The organism is Vibrio sp. TRT 1302 (assembly GCF_050113875.1).
Classification (GTDB): Bacteria; Pseudomonadota; Gammaproteobacteria; order Enterobacterales; family Vibrionaceae; genus Vibrio.
Window position 1 is genome coordinate 291,213 of record NZ_JBNJOF010000002.1, and the last position, 15,727, is coordinate 306,939.

13 protein-coding genes are annotated in these 15,727 nt (G+C 46.5%); 10 read left to right on the forward strand and 3 right to left on the reverse strand.

Annotated features, from left to right (window positions below; translation table 11 throughout):
- Position 1 precedes the first annotated feature (1 nt).
- Together ACQEXP_RS04125 and serS are read left to right on the forward strand one after the other, a co-directional pair.
- Entirely contained in the window at positions 2 to 1,348 is a 1,347-nt protein-coding gene (locus ACQEXP_RS04125; RefSeq protein ID WP_426968380.1) for a replication-associated recombination protein A, read from the forward strand.
- Positions 1,349 to 1,445: 97 nt separating this feature from the next.
- A complete protein-coding gene (serS, locus tag ACQEXP_RS04130) occupies positions 1,446 to 2,753 on the forward strand; it encodes a serine--tRNA ligase (protein WP_269376048.1) in 1,308 nt (435 codons plus the stop codon).
- Positions 2,754 to 2,868: 115 nt separating this feature from the next.
- Here serS and ansA read toward each other — a convergent pair whose 3' ends face one another.
- Positions 2,869 to 3,885, reverse strand: coding sequence for an asparaginase (gene ansA / locus ACQEXP_RS04135; protein ID WP_426968382.1), 1,017 nt, complete (start codon positions 3,883 to 3,885; stop codon positions 2,869 to 2,871).
- Between the two features lie 137 nt (positions 3,886 to 4,022).
- Positions 4,023 to 5,873: a signal peptide peptidase SppA gene (gene sppA, locus ACQEXP_RS04140; protein WP_426968384.1), complete on the reverse strand. Its 1,851-nt coding sequence runs from the start codon at positions 5,871 to 5,873 to the stop codon at positions 4,023 to 4,025.
- A 201-nt stretch (positions 5,874 to 6,074) separates the two neighbouring features.
- Here sppA and ACQEXP_RS04145 point away from each other — a divergent pair, with 201 nt between their 5' ends.
- A complete protein-coding gene (locus ACQEXP_RS04145; RefSeq protein WP_426968386.1) occupies positions 6,075 to 8,087 on the forward strand; it encodes an FAD-dependent oxidoreductase in 2,013 nt (670 codons plus the stop codon).
- A 57-nt stretch (positions 8,088 to 8,144) separates the two neighbouring features.
- On the opposite strand, the gene purU is transcribed toward ACQEXP_RS04145, so the two are convergent.
- Positions 8,145 to 8,978, reverse strand: coding sequence for a formyltetrahydrofolate deformylase (purU, locus tag ACQEXP_RS04150; protein ID WP_426968388.1), 834 nt, complete (start codon positions 8,976 to 8,978; stop codon positions 8,145 to 8,147).
- Between the two features lie 195 nt (positions 8,979 to 9,173).
- Between purU and ACQEXP_RS04155 the strand changes: the two genes are divergently transcribed.
- The 7 genes from ACQEXP_RS04155 (at position 9,174) to fadD (ending at position 15,690) form a co-directional block, all read left to right on the forward strand.
- Positions 9,174 to 9,377 (forward strand): hypothetical protein, encoded by a 204-nt coding sequence (locus tag ACQEXP_RS04155; protein ID WP_269376042.1) that lies wholly within the window; start codon positions 9,174 to 9,176, stop codon positions 9,375 to 9,377.
- Positions 9,378 to 9,469: 92 nt separating this feature from the next.
- Positions 9,470 to 11,392 (forward strand): ATP-dependent DNA helicase, encoded by a 1,923-nt coding sequence (locus tag ACQEXP_RS04160; RefSeq protein ID WP_269376041.1) that lies wholly within the window; start codon positions 9,470 to 9,472, stop codon positions 11,390 to 11,392.
- 20 nt (positions 11,393 to 11,412) lie between these two features.
- A complete protein-coding gene (gene tsaB, locus ACQEXP_RS04165; RefSeq protein WP_426968389.1) occupies positions 11,413 to 12,114 on the forward strand; it encodes a tRNA (adenosine(37)-N6)-threonylcarbamoyltransferase complex dimerization subunit type 1 TsaB in 702 nt (233 codons plus the stop codon).
- A gap of 35 nt (positions 12,115 to 12,149) precedes the next feature.
- The gene (locus ACQEXP_RS04170; protein WP_426968391.1) at positions 12,150 to 12,452 is read left to right on the forward strand and encodes a chromosome partitioning protein ParA; all 303 of its coding nucleotides are present in this window, start codon (positions 12,150 to 12,152) and stop codon (positions 12,450 to 12,452) included.
- A gap of 22 nt (positions 12,453 to 12,474) precedes the next feature.
- On the forward strand, positions 12,475 to 13,029 hold the full coding sequence (locus ACQEXP_RS04175) for a Slp family lipoprotein (protein WP_426968559.1): 555 nt from the start codon (positions 12,475 to 12,477) through the stop codon (positions 13,027 to 13,029).
- Positions 13,029 to 13,883 (forward strand): alpha/beta fold hydrolase, encoded by an 855-nt coding sequence (locus tag ACQEXP_RS04180; RefSeq protein ID WP_426968393.1) that lies wholly within the window; start codon positions 13,029 to 13,031, stop codon positions 13,881 to 13,883. Before ACQEXP_RS04175 ends, ACQEXP_RS04180 begins: the two co-directional genes overlap by 1 nt.
- 112 nt (positions 13,884 to 13,995) lie before the next feature.
- Entirely contained in the window at positions 13,996 to 15,690 is a 1,695-nt protein-coding gene (gene fadD / locus ACQEXP_RS04185; RefSeq protein WP_269376038.1) for a long-chain-fatty-acid--CoA ligase FadD, read from the forward strand.
- Positions 15,691 to 15,727 lie beyond the last annotated feature (37 nt).

The window sequence follows — 15,727 nt, forward strand, 5'->3', positions numbered from 1 at the left end:
TGTGAGTAACTACACGTTAGATTTTTCGGGGGATGAAGACTTTCGCCCCCTTGCTGCCAGAATGCGCCCTGAAACACTCGAACAGTATATTGGTCAGCAGCATATTCTTGGTCAAGGCAAGCCGCTAAGACGTTCTCTAGAAGCTGGGCATATTCACTCGATGATTCTTTGGGGGCCGCCGGGTACAGGGAAAACCACTCTCGCTGAAGTGGCTGCCAATTATGCTAACGCAGAGGTTGAGCGTGTATCGGCCGTCACTTCGGGTGTGAAAGAGATCCGTGCTGCCATTGAAAAAGCTCGTGAGTACAAACTGGCAGGTCGACGTACTATCTTGTTTGTTGATGAGGTACATCGCTTCAACAAATCCCAGCAAGATGCGTTTCTCCCTCATATCGAGGATGGCACGGTAACCTTTATTGGTGCAACCACCGAAAACCCCTCTTTTGAACTCAATAACGCCTTGCTGTCACGTGCCCGCGTTTACAAACTGACGTCGTTGGCCAAAGAAGATATCCGTCTAGCGCTTGAACAGGCCATTGATGACAAAGAGCGTGGTTTAGGTGGAGTAGAGGCTGAATTTGTCGACAACGTTCTCGATCGTTTATCTGAACTTGTCAACGGTGATGCCCGCATGTCCCTAAACTACCTTGAGCTGCTGTATGATATGGCTCAAGAAGACGCGCAAGGCAAAAAACAGATTACCTTGGCTTTGTTGGCTGAAGTGGCCGGGGAGAAGGTCTCTCGTTTCGACAACAAGGGAGACATCTGGTACGACTTAATTTCAGCGGTACATAAATCGATTCGCGGTTCCAACCCCGATGCCGCGCTCTATTGGTCTGCTCGGATGATAGCAGCTGGTTGTGACCCCCTGTACATTGCTCGCAGGCTGTTGGCTATTGCGTCAGAAGATATCGGCAATGCCGACCCGCGTGCTATGCAGGTAGCTCTATCAGCATGGGACTGTTTTACACGAGTGGGACCTGCCGAAGGCGAACGTGCGATAGCTCAGGCCATTGTCTATTTAGCATGTGCGCCAAAGAGCAACGCCGTCTATACCGCTTGGAAGCAAGCACTGGCCGATGCGCATAACTTACCAGAGTATGAAGTGCCGCCTCATCTTCGTAATGCTCCCACCAGCTTGATGAAAGATCTTGGTTATGGCGCCGAGTACCGTTATGCCCACGATGAGCCAGGAGCGTATGCTGCTGGTGAGCAATATTTGCCACCAGAAATGTCGGGAAAAACTTACTACCAGCCAACCAATCGCGGCTTAGAAACTAAAATTGGCGAAAAGTTAGATTACTTGGCTAGTTTAGACGCAAAAAGCCCACAAAAACGCTATGAATAAGCGTCCATTTTAGATACATTTATTCGGTTAATATTTTTAGCGCTTGAGCATGAAGCTTGAGCGCGATTTCACTACTAAAAAAAGCATAGGATTAACAATGCTGGATTCTAAATTACTTCGTACAGAGCTGGATGAAACAGCTGCAAAACTAGCACGTCGTGGCTTTAAGCTAGACGTAGAGACAATCCGTACACTTGAAGAACAACGTAAGTCCATTCAAGTAGAAGTTGAAAATTTACAATCCACGCGTAATTCCATCTCCAAGCAGATTGGCCAGAAAATGGCAGCAGGCGATAAAGAAGGTGCAGAGGAAATCAAGAAGCAAATCGGTACACTTGGTAGCGATTTAGACGCGAAAAAAGTGGAACTTGACGCGGTAATGGCGAAACTTGATGAAATTACTCTCTCGGTTCCTAACCTGCCTGCAGATGAAGTGCCAGACGGTAAAGATGAAAATGACAACGTAGAGATTTCTCGTTGGGGTGAACCAAAAACTTACGACTTCGAATTGAAAGATCACGTTGACCTAGGCGAAATGGGCGGCGGTCTTGATTTTGCGAGTGCCACTAAGATTACAGGTGCACGCTTTATCGTGATGAAAGGGCAGTTTGCTCGTCTTCACCGCGCAATTGCTCAGTTCATGCTTGATCTTCACACTGAAGAGCACGGCTACACAGAAATGTATGTGCCTTACCTAGTCAACTCTGACAGCCTATTTGGTACAGGTCAGCTACCTAAGTTTGGTAAAGACCTTTTCCATACAGAGCCGCTAGAAGAGAAAGTGAACGATGAAGAGCCTCGTAAACTGTCGCTTATTCCAACGGCGGAAGTTCCTGTTACTAACATGGTTCGTGACACGATTACCGACGAAGCAGATCTGCCACTTAAAATGACAGCTCATACACCATGTTTCCGTTCAGAAGCGGGTTCTTATGGTCGCGACACTCGTGGTCTTATTCGTATGCACCAATTTGACAAAGTTGAATTGGTACAAATCACTAAGCCAGAAGACTCAATGGATGCACTTGAAGAGCTAACCGCTCATGCAGAGAAAGTTCTTCAACTGCTAGAACTTCCTTACCGTAAAGTTGTTCTATGTACTGGTGATATGGGCTTCGGTGCTCGTAAGACTTACGACCTTGAAGTTTGGGTTCCAGCGCAAGAGACTTACCGTGAAATCTCATCTTGTTCAAACATGTGGGACTTCCAAGCTCGTCGTATGCAAGCGCGTTTCCGTCGTAAAGGTGAGAAGAAACCTGAGCTTGTTCATACACTAAACGGTTCTGGTCTTGCTGTAGGTCGTACTATGGTTGCGATTCTAGAGAACAACCAACAAGCTGACGGTCGTATCGCGGTTCCAACCGTACTTCAGAAGTACATGGGCGGCGCAACGCACATCGGTTAAGCGCGAGAGAGATATAAAGCAAAAGGCGACTGATACAGTCGCCTTTTTTGTTATCAATCCGCGATAAAAAAGCCGACAGTTAGTCGGCTTTTCTACAAGAGATGCTGGGGAGAGATTAAATACTCATCTCGCCACGAAGAACTTGCTGCATCTTAACCTTAACTTGTTCGTAGCTCAGACCTTGGCTTAAAAGGTAGTGCAGTTTCGCGAGCGCTGCTTCTGGCGTCATATCATAGCCACTGATCACGCCGGCTTCTGCTAAGGCACAACCCGTTGCGTAACCGCCCATATTGACTTTACCAGCGAGACATTGAGTCAGGTTGACGACGAGAACGCCACGCTCGGACGCATCTTTGAGGTGATTGAGTAGCTCAGGATTTTGCGGAGCATTACCAACACCGAACGTCAGCAAAATCATTGCATTGACAGGCTGAAGCAACGTGTTGCGAATGACTTCGTGAGAAATTCCTGGGTACATAGTAATCACGCCGATAGGCTGTGGTGTAATGTCGTGAACTTTAAACTCACCTTCTGGTTTCTTACCTACTTCAATATCACTGCTGATTTGAATGTTGATACCCGCTTCTAGCAGTGGAGGTAGGTTTGGTGAAGTGAAGGCGTTAAAACCATCAGCGTGAGATTTTGTACTGCGGTTGCCACGCATCAGCTTGTTGTTGAAGAACAGCGTCACTTCGTTAATCGGGTAATTCGCAGCAATATGCAGGGCATTTAGCAGATTGGCTTGACCGTCAGAGCGCAGTTCAGCCAATGGAATTTGAGAGCCAGTGACAATGACAGGTTTACCCAAGTTTTCCAGCATGAACGATAGCGCAGACGCAGTGTATGCCATGGTGTCGGTGCCATGCAGGATCACGAAACCATCGTACTTATCGTAGTTATCACGGATATCATCCGCGATTTGTTGCCAATCTGCAGGTGTCATATCTGACGAGTCAATCAGAGGATCATACTCGTGGATAGTAAACTCAGGCATTTCTGGTCGATGAAACTCTGGCATGCTAGCGAGTTGTTTCTCCATGAAGCCAGCGATAGGAACATAGCCGTGATCATGGGATTTTTGCATACCAATGGTACCGCCGGTGTATGCGATATAAATATGTTTTCTTGCCATTGCTTTGAAACCAGTTAATTGTAGGGGGAACAGAGCGGGGAATTATATCTTAATCTAGGCCAATAAAAAGGGGGATTCCGCACAGGAATCCCCCCTAAATCATCTGGTCGGTTTAGTCACCATGCTGTGAAGCGATGTTATTGAACCTGACAGTTTAGGCAAAAAGCGTATTGTCCTTTTGGATCATTGAAGCTTTGCAGCATATTCGTATCTTGCAGCACTTGTTTAGCGACTGGTTGGAGTGCTTGCGGCAGCATCGACGTCGCGTCAATCCCTAAGTGGACACTGACCTGATTCATGAAATCTTGAATAAACTGCTGAGCTGGAGACAGTGGCTCTTCAACCCAATAGAGATTGTATTGCTCAACTTTAGCCAGTTCCGCTGCCAATGCGACTGCGTCATCGAAGTCACCAATTTTATCGATCAAGCCGAATTCCAATGCGTCCTGACCTGTCCAAACGCGACCTTGAGCCACATCATCTACTTTATCGATAGGTATTTGACGTGATTGACTCACTAGACCGATAAAACGGCTATAGCCATGTTCGATCCCCATTTGGAACGCTTGGGAAGCGCCATCTGAAAGACCTGTAGTGACACCGACATCAGAGAAAGGCGAAGTACCGATACCATCGGTATAGATACCCAGTTTGTTAAGACCTTTTTCAAACGTCGTGAGCACACTGAAGATGCCTATTGAACCGGTTAAGGTTGTCGGTTGTGCAATAATGCGATCTGCACTCATTGAAATCCAGTAACCACCTGAAGCGGCGAGGCTAGACATCGATACAACGACAGGTTTACCTGCTTCTTTTAGAGCCTCGACTTCGTTGCGAATGACTTCTGACGCAAATGCGCTGCCTCCAGGGCTGTCAACACGCAGTACGACGGCTTTCACTTTGTCATCATTGCGTGCTTGGCGAAGTAGGGCTGCAACTGTATCCCCCCCAACAGTGCCGCGTGGTTGCGAACCATCCATAATGGCACCGCTTGCGACCACAATCGCGATATCATCAGAAGCTAGGTTGAATTTAGGCGTCATTGTCGACTGGTACTCATAGAAGTCGACATAGTTATAGCTGTCTTCTCCATTGCTACCAAAAACATCGACAAGCTCTTTTCTTACTTGTTGGCGTGTCGCCAGTTGATCGACAAGGCCGACATTTAGCGATAATGAAGCTAGATCACCATTGTTTGCTTTAAGCAGAGCGAGAAACTCGTTCATATCAGGATTGAGTGTTTTGGCATCAAGCTGACGGTTGGCCGCGACATCATCAATATATGCGCCCCAAAGTTGCCCTAACCAGCGCGAGGCAGACTCTTTTGCTTCTTTCGACATATCGTCACGAACAAAGGGTTCTATGGCAGACTTATAGGTGCCAACACGGAATACATGGGTATTAACGTCGAGCTTTTCTAAGAGAGATTTGTAGTAAAGTGAATAGGCGCTATAACCTTTCAACATTACAGCACCATCAGGTGCAAGGTAGATCTTATCCGCATAGCTAGCGAGATAGTATTGACTCTGATTGTACATGTCGCCTACCGCGTAGATTGGCTTTCCAGAGGCCTTAAACTCATTCAATGCCTTAGCGATGTAGCGCAGTTTAGTCAGATTGGTTTCTGGCATATCGCGTAGCGCGAGAACGATACCGCTGATTTGTGAGTCATCTTTTGCACGTCGAATGGTTTCAACGATATCAAAGAGGACGTTTTCTTTCGGTAAGCTCTGCCCAAACAAAGAACCTGTCAACGAATCCATCGGATTGACATAAGTTGCCTGTTCAACAATTGGGCCAGAAATATTGACGATCAGCGCGGACTCTTTAGAAACCGTCGGTACAGGCGATTCGGCATTGGTATAGATGAAATAAATAATACCGATACTTGCCAGAAAAATCAGGTTGACGAGGGCAAGACGAATAAAAGTGATCAGCTTCCAGATCCCTTTGAAAAACATGCCAACAAACTTAAAAATACTCTTCATTTTTTCTCCGCTGCGAATTTCGCAGGTTAGGGCTTATCCAATGTAAGACCTTAGAATTCAAGATATAGTTATATCCTACTTAAACTAGTATACCCAAACAACCGTAAGATTGATCGGTGTTACAAAAATGTAAACGGGTGTTTGATTTTTAATTAATGACTTCGTATTCTGGTCAGACCACAATAAAAATAGAGTAAAGTGATGTCTTCCATGTATCCAAACCTACTAAAACCACTAGACCTCGGATTTACCCAATTGAGAAACCGAGTGTTGATGGGCTCAATGCACACGGGGCTCGAAGAACAAAAAGAAGGTCTCGGCAAGCTTGCTGCGTTCTACGAAGAGAGAGCGAAGGGTGGAGTAGGCCTAATCGTTACCGGAGGTTTTTCGCCAAATTTACGTGGTCGACTGCATCCATTTAGTGCTGAGTTTAGTAAAGCCAAACATGCTAAAGCGCATAAGGTCGTGACTGAAGCGGTTCATAAGCACGGTGGCAAAATCGCATTACAGCTATTGCATGCCGGTCGTTATGCCATGCATCCCTTTGCTCAAAGTGCCTCCTCAATTAAAGCGCCAATCGCACGTTTTGCACCGAGCGAAATGAGCACGCGTCAAATCAACAATACTATCGAAGCATTCGCTAAGAGTGCCGCTTTAGCGGTTGAAGCTGGCTATGATGGTGTTGAAGTGATGGGGTCAGAAGGCTATCTCCTAAACCAGTTTATCTGTAAACGAACCAACACTCGTTACGATGAATGGGGCGGTAGCTATCAGAATCGTATCCGCTTCCCATTGGAAGTTGTAAAAGCGATTCGTAAAGCCGCAGGGCAAGAATTTATTATCATCTTCCGTCTTTCTATGCTCGACTTAGTGGAAGAGGGAAGTACCTTTGATGAAGTGGTTGAGTTAGCGCAGGAGCTTGAAAAAGCGGGTGTGACCATTATCAATACTGGTATCGGTTGGCATGAAGCAAGAATTCCTACCATCGCGACTCAGGTACCACGCGGAGCATTTACTTGGGTTACTGAGAAAGTTCGTCCACATGTCAATGTGCCGATTGTTACCTGTAACCGTATCAATACTCCTGAAGAAGCGGAATCGATTCTCGCCAATGGTCATGCCGATATGGTCTCGATGGCAAGACCGTTCCTAGCGGACCCTCATTTTGTTATTAAGGCAGAACAGAATCAGTCGCAATTTATTAATACCTGTATTGGTTGTAACCAAGCGTGCCTCGACAACGTGTTCAAAGGTAAACGCGCAGGGTGCTTAGTCAACCCTCTTGCTTGCCGCGAAACAGAGCTGGTTGTCAAACCCGCTGAGGTGAAAAAGAACATCGCCGTGGTTGGCGCAGGTCCCGCGGGTCTAGCCTGTGCTACAACACTGGCGGAAAGAGGCCACAGTGTTGATTTGTTTGAGCGTAATGACCGAATTGGTGGACAGTTCCGTCTGGCGATGCAGATCCCGGGTAAAGAAGAGTTCAGAGAAACGATTCGTTATTTCGCTAACAGAATTGACCAAACTGGAGTGAAGCTTCACCTTGATACAGACGCTAACTATGACCTGCTCGCTGAATATGACGAAGTCGTGATGGCATCGGGTGTTGAACCACGTAAAGTCAATATTGAAGGCATTGATACACCAGAAAAAGTGATCGACTATCAGACATTGATCAAAGAGAAGACCTTTGTTGGTAATAAGGTAGCGATTGTTGGTGCCGGAGGCATTGGTGTCGATGTTGCCACTATGCTGACTGAACCCAATGGGCACAATCTTGACGATTGGTTGCATGAATGGGGGATCGACAAGGAAATTTCTCATCCAGGTGGTCTTTACCCGTATCCTGAATCGTTGAGTGATAAAACCGTATGGGTGTTACAGCGTCGCAAGGGTCGTGTAGGTAAAGGTCCGGGTAAAACGACAGGTTGGATTCACAAGCGCACTTTAGAAAAGCGCGGTGTTAATCTGCTCGGTGGCGTGAACTATGAGAAAATCGATGAACAAGGCCTTCACATTAGCGTTGATGACAAGAAACAGTTACTTGATGCAGATACTGTGATCATCTGTGCAGGACAAGAATCGGTACGTCCTTTTGAAGCTCAATGGGAACAGTTCGGTGACAAGCTGCATGTTATCGGCGGCGCAGACTATGCGGGTGAGCTTGACGCGGTAAGAGCGATTAAGCAGGGTGTAGAGCTGGCGGTTAAATTATAAGTCAGATAGCAAATAAATAAGGCCTCCAGTTGGAGGCCTTATTTTTTATCGCTTGAATTACAAAATGACGGTTTTGTTGCCGTAGACAAATACGTGATCGTTTAACACTTTGTTGAGTGCTTTACTTAATACATTTTTCTCTACATCGCGTCCTGCTTGCGCCATGTCTTGAGCACTGAAATTGTGGTCTACAGGTATCACGTCTTGTTTGATGATTGGGCCTTCGTCCAGATCATTCGTCACAAAGTGCGCCGTAGCACCAATGATCTTAACGCCACGTTCATACGCTTGTTGGTAAGGTTTCGCACCGATAAAGGCAGGAAGGAAACTGTGGTGGATATTGATGATCTTATGGTGGTACTTCTCAACAAATGATGGCGTCAACACGCGCATGTATTTCGCCAACACTAAGTAATCTGCTTGGTATTGGTCGATCACAGTGAGTAGCTTTTGCTCGTGCTCTTCACGATTGAGCCCTTCATGCGATACGTGATGGTAAGGAATGCCAAACTTGTCAGTTAAACTTTGTAACGTATCATAGTTACCCACGACAGCCGCAATCTCAACATCTAGGCTGCCATCGTAGTTCTTCATGAGAATATCGCCAAGACAGTGCGCTTCTTTGGTGACAAGGATAACGACACGCTTACGATTTGAGCCGATGAGTTTGCGCTTAGCGCCCTGTGGTAACGCTTGGTCGAGGTCAGCGAGAAATGTCTGATCATTGAAGTAACCTTCCAACTCCGTGCGCATAAAAAAGTGGCCGCTGGTGTTGTCGACAAATTCGTTGTTGTGAATGATATTGAGTTGGTGTTTGTAACAGATATTGGTGATCTTCGAAATAAGACCAGGGGCGTCCGTACAATGTGTCAGTAGTGTTTTCTTTTCCATTTAGTTAAAACTTCCGTGAATTATTTTTTTTGAATAATGAATTTTTTACGGGATTGCGAACGGTGAGCTCACCCGCATTATTGAAGCTACAATTAAACTAATATCGAAATGGTTTCAACAATTAATCTGAGTTAACCGTTTGCTCAATTTAGATGTTGGTATTTTTTCTCTTATCGCGTTTTTTAGGTGGTATTTATGGATAGAGAGTTATTAGCCCGAAAATTGTACTCAGAAAGAGTGAGCGCCCTAACAGGTGGAAAGGAATTAGACGAAGAATTACTCGACGAAATGTGGGAAAACCGTGCGTCCCCAGCGGAAGCTGCAAAAGCCTTGTCCGATTGTCAGCAAGAAGGTTTCACTGGTCCTGCTTGGCTAACTCGCTACCTCAATAAACGTTAATCTGCAAATTGCCTAGGGCGCGAAATCCTGTTCGCGCCTTGGCCTTAAAACTGCCATAATTACCTCCCCTTAAGATTAACGCTCTGCATTTAATGATTTCAAAAACCTTCTCTTCTGAAGGCGCATTAGGAAAAGCCATTCCCGGTTTTCAACCGCGCCAAGCACAACTCGACATGGCCGAAGTCGTTGCCAATGCAATCAAGTCGCAAGGTCAGGTTGTGGTCGAAGCGGGTACAGGTACAGGTAAAACTTTTGCTTACTTGGTTCCTGCACTGCTTAGCGGTAAAAAAACCATTATCAGTACAGGGTCTAAAAACCTCCAAGAGCAGTTGTTCCACCGTGATCTGCCGTTGATGACCAATGCCCTCGGATTTTATGGTCAAGTAGCCTTACTTAAGGGACGCGCGAACTATCTTTGCTTAGATCGCCTTAGCCGACAGATGGTGGAAAGCCACAATCAGACCGCAGATCCGACGCTACTCAGTCAGTTAGTTAAAGTGCGTAGCTGGTCATCCGAAACGAAAACCGGAGACTTGGGTGATTGCGATGCGATAGCAGAAGACAGCCCTGTGATACCGACCATCACTTCCACTAATGACAACTGCCTTGGTAAAGAGTGTCCGAGCTATCAGGAATGCTTTGTTCTTAAAGCACGTAAAAAGGCGATGGATGCAGACATAGTGGTCGTCAACCATCACCTGTTTTTAGCTGATCTTGCGATTAAAGAAACGGGCTTTGGGGAATTGATCCCGGAAGCTGACGTTTTTATTTTCGATGAGGCTCATCAGCTACCGGACATTGCCAGCCAATACTTTGGCCAATCTCTATCAAGCAGGCAAGTTCATGAGTTATGTAAAGACATTGAAATCGCCTATCGAACGGAAGCTCGCGATATGCGCCAGCTACAGAAAGCGGGTGAGAAGCTCTATCAGACGGTGATGGATTTACGTATAGTTCTTGGTGAGCCCGGGTTTCGTGGTAATTGGCGCGAAGCCATTAATTCCCCTTCGATTGGCCGAGAGTTGCGCCGACTCGAAGAGACATTGGATTTTGTTATCGAAGTGCTCAAGCTCGCCTTGGGGCGTAGTCAGTTATTGGATAGTGCGTTTGAACGCGCCAATACCATCAAAGCAAGATTGGTGAGGGTTTGTGATGTCTCGATTACCGGTTACTCTTATTGGTATGAGACGAGTCCACGACATTTCAGTCTGCATATCACCCCATTAACCGTAGCCGACAAGTTCCATGAGCAGATTGAGCTCAAGCAGGGAGCGTGGATATTTACTTCAGCGACCTTGGCGGTGAACAACGATTTTGGACACTTTACCGCTCGGTTAGGATTGAAACCCCAAGTTCAAATGTCTTTACCAAGTCCGTTTGACTATCAAAGTCAGGCGAGGTTGTGCGTTCCCCGTTATCTGCCAGAGCCGAATAGTCCGGGAATGGCCGACAAGTTAGTCACGATGCTAAGCCCTGTCATCGAGCAAAACCAAGGGCGCTGTTTCTTTCTATGCACATCGCATAGCATGATGAAAGAGCTGTGTGAGCGCTTTCGCCAGCATCTGACTATACCTGTATTGATGCAAGGTGAAACGAGCAAACAAAAAACACTCGCGGAATTTATGGAGCTGGGTAATGCGCTGCTGGTGGCGACGGGGGCATTTTGGGAGGGGATTGATGTTAGAGGTGATGCGCTTAGCTGTGTTATTATCGACAAATTGCCTTTTACCGCACCAGATGACCCACTATTGAAGGCTCGCATTGAAGATTGCCAGCTAAAAGGGGGAGACCCCTTTGCTCAGGTTCAAATACCGGATGCAGTAATCACCCTCAAACAGGGTGTTGGGCGCCTAATTCGCGACAAGAAAGATAGGGGAGCTCTGATTATCTGTGATAATCGCTTAGTAACCCGAGATTACGGTGGGGTCTTCCTTGCCAGTTTGCCTCCGATACCCCGCACACGTGACCTAGCGGTGGTACAGGACTTTCTTGAACATAAGTCATGTCAAAATTAAACAAACAATCAGAGATATCAATGAGTGTAAAGATCCTTGCTCTAGATACGGCGACTGAGAACTGCTCAGTTGCTCTTTTAGTAGATGATAAAGTGTACGTACGCAGTGAAGTTGCACCACGTGATCACACCAAGAAAATACTGCCTATGGTAGATGAAGTACTGAAAGAAGCGGGGTTAACCTTAGCGGAACTGGATGCACTCGCATATGGGCGTGGCCCGGGTAGCTTTACTGGTGTGCGAATTGGCATTGGTATTGCACAAGGTTTAGCGTTCGGCGCGAATTTACCTATGATCGGTGTGTCGACACTAGAAGCGATGGCTCAGGGAGTCTACCGTAAACACGCTCAAAGCCATGTCGCGACTGCGATTGATGCGCGTATGAATGAGGTTTATTGGGGACGTTTCACTCGTCAAGAAGATGGCACTTGGCTAACAGTGGATAGTGAGTGTGTGACGCCACCTCAACGAGTCGCCGATAATAGTCAAGCCGATCAACAGGTATGGTTTACGGCAGGGACGGGTTGGGATGCTTACCCAGAACAACTAAATGGTCTACAGTTCAACACGCAGAAGAGTGATGTATTGTTCCCTGATGCAGAAGATATTGTTCAACTAGCAAAATTTGAACTGGCTAAAGGTAACGCAGTGGATGTCGAAGAAGCGAGCCCAGTCTACCTTCGCGATACGGTTGCTTGGAAGAAACTTCCGGGCAGAGAATAACGACGTTCATCAGATAAACGGCATAAGCGGATAGTATGGTATCAATTAACGGTTTACCTCCTTCGGTCCCTGGCCCTAATAGGGCAAATAAGACCAATAAGAAGAATGAGGTCAAAAAATCAAGTGATAAAACACCCGTTAGTCAACCGAGTAAGGTGGCGAATGCGGTGGCACATTCTATCCGCCATGTCAGCGAATCTGAACTCCATAAAGCACAAGTTCAGTACGACCTTCCGGAAGGACGAGGACGTAAGGCGATGGAGGAGTATATGAACGTGATGACGCAAGCCAAGCGTGATGAACTATCGCAAATGCTTGGTGTCGATATTTACATCTAACGCTATGGGCTTGTCTAACCTTATGTCTCTTCGTCTATTACAACCATTGTTCATCTTGGTCGGTGCAGCATTGCTGTCGGCCTGTAGTTCGTTGCCAGAAACCTTGAAGTCCGATAATCCACAGCTAATCACCGATTACACGGTTTGGCAGTCTACACCTAATAGCGGCGATGAAGTGCGTCTCGGTGGTTTGGTTGCCAGCGTGACCAACCTTAAAGACACCACTCGTGTAGAAGTGGTCAATCTGCCAATTAGCGCATCGGGCAAACCGGATATTACTCAAGAGCCTCAAGGGCGTTTTGTTGGTTACATTCAGGGATTCGCGGATCCTGTGACCCTATCAACAGGACGACTGATCTCACTACTTGGTGACACTCAACCTAGAGAACAAGGAAAGGTAGGTGAGTATAGCTATGACTTTCCTGTAATGAAGGTCAAAGGTTATCACCTATGGAGGATTGAAGAACGTGTCATCATTCATGACTTCGACAGCTACCTCTCTCCATGTCATGGGCTGTATTGTCGCGAATCTCGCTACGGGCCTAAGCAAGGCAAAGTCATTCAAGAAGTCAAATAATGCGCGTTGAACGTAGATGGAATATTGCCGATGGCCATATTGCAGCCATCGAATACGGCTGCAAAGAAACGGCTGAACTATCCGTCGTTTTTTTACATGGTTGGTTGGACAACGCGGCCAGTTTCGAAAGCGTGATGAGCGAGTTACACGCAATCAGTCCTCAACTCCACCTTTGCGCAATCGATTTACCTGGTCATGGCCTTTCTAGCCATAAAAATGGCGGCAATTTCTACCCATTTCACGACTATATAGAGGACGTTTACCAGTTTTTGGCTAACTTATCGCCAAACAGACTGGTACTAGTGGGTCATTCGCTTGGTGCTTTGATTGCAAGTTGCTATAGTGCCGCCTTTCCTGAGCAAATCGGTGGATTAGTTCAGATAGAAGGGTATGGATCTTTGGCTGAATCATCACAAAATGCCGTTTCTCGACTACGAGAAGGGGTATTGAGTCGGCAAAGAATCCGTAGAAAACCGATGCGTGCCATGCAGTCAGTCCAAGAAGCGATAGAGCGTCGAGCAAAAGTGAACGAACTTGACGCAGAGTTGATTGCTCCTGTCGTAAAGCGCGGCCTAATCGAGATAGAAAATGGTTGGCAGTGGCGACATGACGTTAAGCTACAGAGCCAATCACTGTATCGAATGTCGCTGGAACAAGCGGCAGTATATCGCCAGCAGCTCACCCTACCTCAATGGGTTATTCTTGGTGAGCAAGGTTTCTCTTATTTGCAGTCTTTTCAGAATGATACTCCCGATTCCACTCATGTAGAGATGATCGAAGGTGGTCATCACTGTCATCTGCAATCCCCTTTTAGAGTAGCTAGCCTAATTTTTGGCTTAGTTAACAAAATTTAAACAAGTGTTTGAGTCTTTCGTGCTCAAGCAGCCCGCCTGTGCTGTAATAGACGACATTGCAAATAGAGCGTTTCACATAGTAGACAGCCAGCTAATTTCGAGGAGTTTTACCGTGGATAAACCTTGGTTATCACGTTATCCAAGTGATGTGCCAGAGCACATCAACCCAGATCAATATCCATCCTTAGTGGAGATGTTTGAACAGTCAGTACAAAAGTACGCTGACCAGCCTGCATTTATGAACATGGGCTCGGTAATGACTTTTCGCAAGCTGGAAGAGCGTAGCCGTGCATTTGCGGCTTACTTGCAGAATGAGCTGAAGTTGAAAAAAGGCGACCGTGTCGCTTTGATGATGCCTAACCTGCTGCAATATCCAGTGGCGCTGTTTGGCGTTTTACGAGCAGGCATGATTGCTGTCAATGTCAACCCACTTTACACACCTCGTGAGCTTGAGCACCAACTGAACGACTCTGGTGCGAAAGCGATTGTGATTGTTTCTAACTTTGCCAACACGCTTGAGCAAATCGTTGAAAACACATCAGTGAAGCACGTTGTTCTGACCAGTCTCGGGCAAATGCTGCCGCGTGCAAAAGGCACATTGGTCGACTTCGTAGTTAAGTATGTCAAAGGGATGGTTCCTAAATATGACCTACCGGGCGCAATTTCCATGCGTCAGGCGTTACACAAAGGTCGTCGCCTTCAATACGTGAAGCCATTTATGTCGGGTGACGATATTGCCTTCTTACAGTACACCGGTGGTACAACCGGAGTAGCTAAAGGGGCGATTCTTACTCACCGTAACATGATTGCCAACGTACTGCAGGCGAAAGGCGCGTATGGTCCGGTTCTGTCAGAAGGTCGTGAGTTAGTCGTAACCGCATTACCGCTCTACCACGTATTTGCCTTGACGGTGAACTGTCTGCTGTTTATCGAAATGGGTGGTCAGAACCTATTGATTACCAACCCACGTGATATTCCAGGTTTCGTCAAAGAGCTACAAAAATATCCATTTACTGCGATTACCGGTGTTAATACCCTGTTCAATGCATTGGTTAACAACGAAGACTTCCATGAACTGAACTTCAGTAATCTTAAGCTGGCAGTGGGTGGTGGCATGGCGGTTCAACGCGCAGTCGCAGACCAATGGAAGAAAACCACGGGTATTCATCTACTTGAAGGCTATGGCCTGACAGAATGTTCACCACTAGTAACGGGTAACCCGTATGACCTGACTGATTACACAGGGGCGATTGGTTTACCGGTACCATCAACGGAAGTCCGTATCGTTGATGATGAAGGTAATCCTCTCCCGAATACCGAAGTCGGTGAACTTCAGGTTCGTGGTCCACAGGTCATGCAAGGCTACTGGCAACGCCCTGAAGCCACCAAAGAGGTGATCAATGCTGAAGGGTGGTTATCGACTGGTGACATCGTGAAGTTTGATGATGAGGGGCTAATCCACATTGTTGATCGTAAGAAAGATATGATCTTGGTATCTGGCTTTAACGTGTATCCAAACGAAATTGAAGATGTCGTAGCTTTGCACGGTAAAGTTCTTGAGGTTGCTGCGATTGGTCAGCCACATGAAGTGTCTGGTGAACTGGTTAAAATCTATGTTGTTAAACGTGATCCTAGTTTGACTAAAGATGAGATTATCGCTCACTGTCGTCAGCACCTAACGGGCTACAAGATTCCTAAACTTGTTGAGTTTAAGGAAGATCTGCCGAAAACCAACGTAGGTAAGATTCTACGCCGTGTACTTCGTGAAGAAAACGATGCCAAGCTAGCAGAATCGCAACAAGGCTAAGTGAGTTAACTCAGCAAGCCGCAATGATTGGTGATAG

What these genes read in the sequence shown, in the direction of transcription:
- serS (WP_269376048.1), top strand. Translation starts at nt 1,446, where the DNA reads ATGCTGGATTCTAAATTACTTCGTACAGAGCTGGATGAAACAGCTGCA.
- ansA (WP_426968382.1), bottom strand. Translation starts at nt 3,885, where the DNA reads ATGGCAAGAAAACATATTTATATCGCATACACCGGCGGTACCATTGGT.
- sppA (WP_426968384.1), bottom strand. Translation starts at nt 5,873, where the DNA reads ATGAAGAGTATTTTTAAGTTTGTTGGCATGTTTTTCAAAGGGATCTGG.
- ACQEXP_RS04145 (WP_426968386.1), top strand. Translation starts at nt 6,075, where the DNA reads ATGTCTTCCATGTATCCAAACCTACTAAAACCACTAGACCTCGGATTT.
- purU (WP_426968388.1), bottom strand. Translation starts at nt 8,978, where the DNA reads ATGGAAAAGAAAACACTACTGACACATTGTACGGACGCCCCTGGTCTT.
- ACQEXP_RS04155 (WP_269376042.1), top strand. Translation starts at nt 9,174, where the DNA reads ATGGATAGAGAGTTATTAGCCCGAAAATTGTACTCAGAAAGAGTGAGC.
- ACQEXP_RS04160 (WP_269376041.1), top strand. Translation starts at nt 9,470, where the DNA reads ATGATTTCAAAAACCTTCTCTTCTGAAGGCGCATTAGGAAAAGCCATT.
- tsaB (WP_426968389.1), top strand. Translation starts at nt 11,413, where the DNA reads ATGAGTGTAAAGATCCTTGCTCTAGATACGGCGACTGAGAACTGCTCA.
- ACQEXP_RS04170 (WP_426968391.1), top strand. Translation starts at nt 12,150, where the DNA reads ATGGTATCAATTAACGGTTTACCTCCTTCGGTCCCTGGCCCTAATAGG.
- ACQEXP_RS04175 (WP_426968559.1), top strand. Translation starts at nt 12,475, where the DNA reads ATGTCTCTTCGTCTATTACAACCATTGTTCATCTTGGTCGGTGCAGCA.
- ACQEXP_RS04180 (WP_426968393.1), top strand. Translation starts at nt 13,029, where the DNA reads ATGCGCGTTGAACGTAGATGGAATATTGCCGATGGCCATATTGCAGCC.